A 3,474-nucleotide genomic window follows, 5' to 3' on the forward strand; every position below is an offset into this window, starting at 1 on the left:
CAGGTCGGCCCCCGCACAGTGACCGGCGGAAGTCGCCCGGTCGGCACCTAGGGTGAGGGCGTCCCACCAGCGGGTGCCCGGCTCACTTCCCTGGGGCTACCGTGGAAACGAACCGGGTGAGGAGGTCCTGTGGTGTCTGCCCTGACCCCCTCGCGCCCCCCGGCGCCGCCGGCCCTGGCCAAGTTCCATGCACCCGAGGTGGTCTTCGGCGCCGACTCGCTGGGTGAGGCCGGGTTCGCGGCCATCCGGCTCGGCGCGCGTCGGCCGTTCCTGGTCACCGACCCCGGCATCGTGGAGGCGGGCTGGCTGGCGACGCTGCTCACCCTGCTCAGGGCCGAGGGGCTCACGCCGGTGCTGTGGACCGACGTCACGCCCAACCCAAAGGATCACGAAGTACGCCGGGCCTACGAGCTGTACGCCGAAAAGGAGTGCGACGTCATCATCGCCCTCGGCGGCGGCTCGGTCATCGATGCGGCCAAGGGCGTCGCGATCCTCTCCGGCAACGGTGGCGACATCCGCGACTATGCCGGTGTCGACCAGGTGACCCGACCCATCCCGCCGCTGCTGATGATCCCCACGACCTCCGGCACCGGGGCAGACGTGTCGCAGTTCTGCATCGTCACCGACACCGACCGGCACGTGAAGCTGACCATCATGGGCCGTGCGCTGGTGCCGGACGTGTCCATCACCGACCCGCGGTTGCTGACGACCATGCCCGAGGACCTCAACGCGGCCACCGGCCTCGACGCGCTCACCCACGGCATCGAGGCGTTCGTGTCGCTGGCGCACAACCCGCTCGCCGACACCCATGCGTTGAACGCCGTCGGCCTCGTCTGCAGCAACCTGCGCACGACGATCACCCAGCCGGCCGAGATGACGGCGCGGGCGAAGATGGCGCAGGCCAGCCTGCAAGCGGGTCTGGCCTTCACCAATGCGATCCTCGGCGCAACGCACGCCATGAGCCATCAGGTCGGTGGGCTGCTGGACGCGCCGCACGGCGTGGTCAACGGTGTCCTGCTGCCACACGTGATCCGGTACAACGCCCGGGCCAGCCCGGAGCGCTTCATCGACCTGGCCCGGTCGGCGGGCATCGCCGTCGACGGCATGCCCGGCGAGGAGGCCGCCGAGCTCCTCGCCCAGCACGTCCGCCGGCTGGCCGACGACGTGGGCGTTCCTCGAGGGCTGCGCGAGCTCGGGGTGTCCGACACCGACATCGACACGTTGGCGCACACCACACTCGACGACGCGTGTCTGACCACCAACCCGCGCACGGCGTCCGAGGCGGAGATCCAGCAGCTGTTCAAGGACGCGTTGTGACGACGCGGCCACAGCAGCCTCCGCCGGACCTGGCCACCCTCACGGGGGTCAGGTCCGGCAAGGGCTCCTACTACCGCGCCTACGTCAACTCCGACGAGCGGATGCAACGCGCCGTACGCGCGATGGACTCGATCTCGCGGGCGCTGGTGCGCACCCATGAGGGGCCTCGCGGGCTGCTGGAGGAGGTGGTGCGCGCGGCGGCCGAGCACCTGCAGGCCGAGTGGACCCTGCTGGCCCTGTCCGACGGGCACCTCAGGGGCGCCCGGCCCCGCTTCCTCGTGCTGGGTCCGGCCGACGGACCGCACGGGCAGCCGACCGCGGACGACTCCGGACTGCCGCCGATGGTGCAGCGCGAGCTGGGTGCCATCCGCGCCGGACACGCGGTGCGCAGCAACGACGACGGCCGCTGGGTGCGGGTGCCGATGACGCTCGAGGGGCGGCCCATCGGCTGCCTCGTGGGCCTCCACCAACTCGCGGTCGACCCCGAGCCGGGCGACCTGTCGGTGCTGCGCATCCTCGCCAACCAGGCGGCGGTCTCGCTGCACACCTCCGAGCAGTACCAGGCCAGCATGGCCCTGCACCGGCGAGCCCAGCTCCTGCACGACGAGGCCCGCGCACACGAGCGGGATCTCGAGGTGCGCACCTCCGAGCTCCGGCGGGCCGAGGACCGACTGGTGCTGGCGCACCAGCGCGAGCTCATCGACACCGAGAGGCATCGGATCGCTCGTGAGCTGCACGACTCCGTGGCGCAGTACGTCCTCTCGGCTGGCATGGCCGTCGAGGTGGCCCGAGGCGAGGCGGAGTCCCTCGGTGAACCCGGCGCCGGCATCTCTCATCGACTCGGCACGGCCAAGGAGCTCTCGCAGCAGGCGGTCGACCAGCTGCGGCGAGCGATCTACGCCCTGCACCGCACGCCGAGCGACACCGTGGTCGAGTTGCCCGAGCTGCTGCGCGAGGTGGCCGCCCACCATCGACCACAGCTGGTGGTCCAGGTCAGGGTCGAGGGGGAGGCCGTGACGCTCCCGGCCGAGGCGGGGCACGAGATCGCCAGAGCGGTCGGCGAGGCGATGTTCAACGTCGCCGTACACGCGCGAGCGGAGCGGGCCGTGGTGCGTCTGCGCTACCAGCCTGACCAGGTGCTGGTGTCGGTCGCCGACGACGGTCGGGGCGATCCCAAGGAGCTGAGCCGGCTGCTGCGCCTGGAGCGCGGTCGATCCGGCGACGGGTCGCACCGCGGCCTCGCCAACATCGAGAGCCGCCTGATCGAGCTGGGCGGCAGTGTCGCCTTCCGCCGGGCCCGCATCGGGGGAGTCCGCGTCGAGATGCGCATCCCGCTCCCACTCACACCGCCCGACCGGCCGGGCATCATCGACCACCTGGTCGCGACGGGGACGCGGCCGCCGGCCGACCTGAAGGACCACCGAACAAAGGACGGCTCGTGACGACGCTGACACCACCCCAGCACGGCAATGACGTGGAAACGGTGCGGATCATGCTTGTCGACGACCACGCCATCGTTCGGCAGGGACTGCGCTCGATCCTCGAGCGGGAGCGCGACCTGATCGTGGTCGCCGAGGCATCCACCCCCGACGAGGCGCTCACCGTGATCGGCCGCTCGGCGCCGCACATCGTGCTGCTCGACCTGAAGCTGTCGACGGCGTCGGACACCGAGGGGCTCGACCTCTGCGCCGAGCTCACGAGCCGCCATCCCGACATCGGGGTGCTGGTGCTGACCACCTTCCTCGACGAGCAGCTCGTGCTGAAGGCCATCCGCGCCGGCGCGCGGGGCTATGTCCTCAAGGACGTCGACACGTCCGGACTCGTCCGGGCGATCCGCGACATCAGTCGTGGCGAGAGCGCGTTCGACGCGCGCTCCGCGGCAGCGATGGTGCGCGGGCTCAACACGCCGGACCCTGAGGAGTCCCAGCAGCTGACCGCCCGCGAGCGCGAGGTGCTGCGTCTGCTGGCCCGCGGGCTCTCCAACCGCGACATCGGCGTCAAGCTCTACATCTCCGAGACGACCGCGAAGTTCCACGTCGGCAACATCCTGCGCAAGCTCGGCGTCTCCCGGCGCGCCGAGGCCGTCTATGAAGCGACCAAGCTCGGACTCATCTAGAGGTCGAACTAGCGCTTGTCGATCACCAGCCAGCCGCCGTG

3 protein-coding genes are annotated in these 3,474 nt (G+C 71.0%); all 3 read left to right on the top strand.

All coding sequences use genetic code 11. From position 1 onward, the window contains the following. Positions 1 to 132: 132 nt before the first annotated feature. The 3 genes from RMO85_RS16675 to RMO85_RS16685 are packed head-to-tail and all read left to right on the top strand — an operon-like array spanning position 133 to position 3,433. Positions 133 to 1,317, top strand: coding sequence for an iron-containing alcohol dehydrogenase (locus RMO85_RS16675; protein ID WP_310529843.1), 1,185 nt, complete (start codon positions 133 to 135; stop codon positions 1,315 to 1,317). Beyond that, positions 1,314 to 2,759 carry a MadS family sensor histidine kinase gene (locus RMO85_RS16680; RefSeq protein WP_310529844.1) on the top strand — a complete coding sequence of 482 codons (1,446 nt, stop codon included), beginning with the start codon at positions 1,314 to 1,316 and terminating at the stop codon, positions 2,757 to 2,759. The genes RMO85_RS16675 and RMO85_RS16680 overlap by 4 nt, the downstream gene beginning before the upstream one ends. Before the next feature lie 50 nt (positions 2,760 to 2,809). Next, positions 2,810 to 3,433, top strand: a complete 624-nt coding sequence (locus RMO85_RS16685; protein WP_310529845.1) for a MadR family response regulator transcription factor — start codon at positions 2,810 to 2,812, stop codon at positions 3,431 to 3,433. Positions 3,434 to 3,474: the final 41 nt, after the last annotated feature.

This window comes from Nocardioides sp. (genome assembly GCF_031422975.1).
In the GTDB taxonomy this organism is placed as follows: domain Bacteria; phylum Actinomycetota; class Actinomycetes; order Propionibacteriales; family Nocardioidaceae; genus Nocardioides.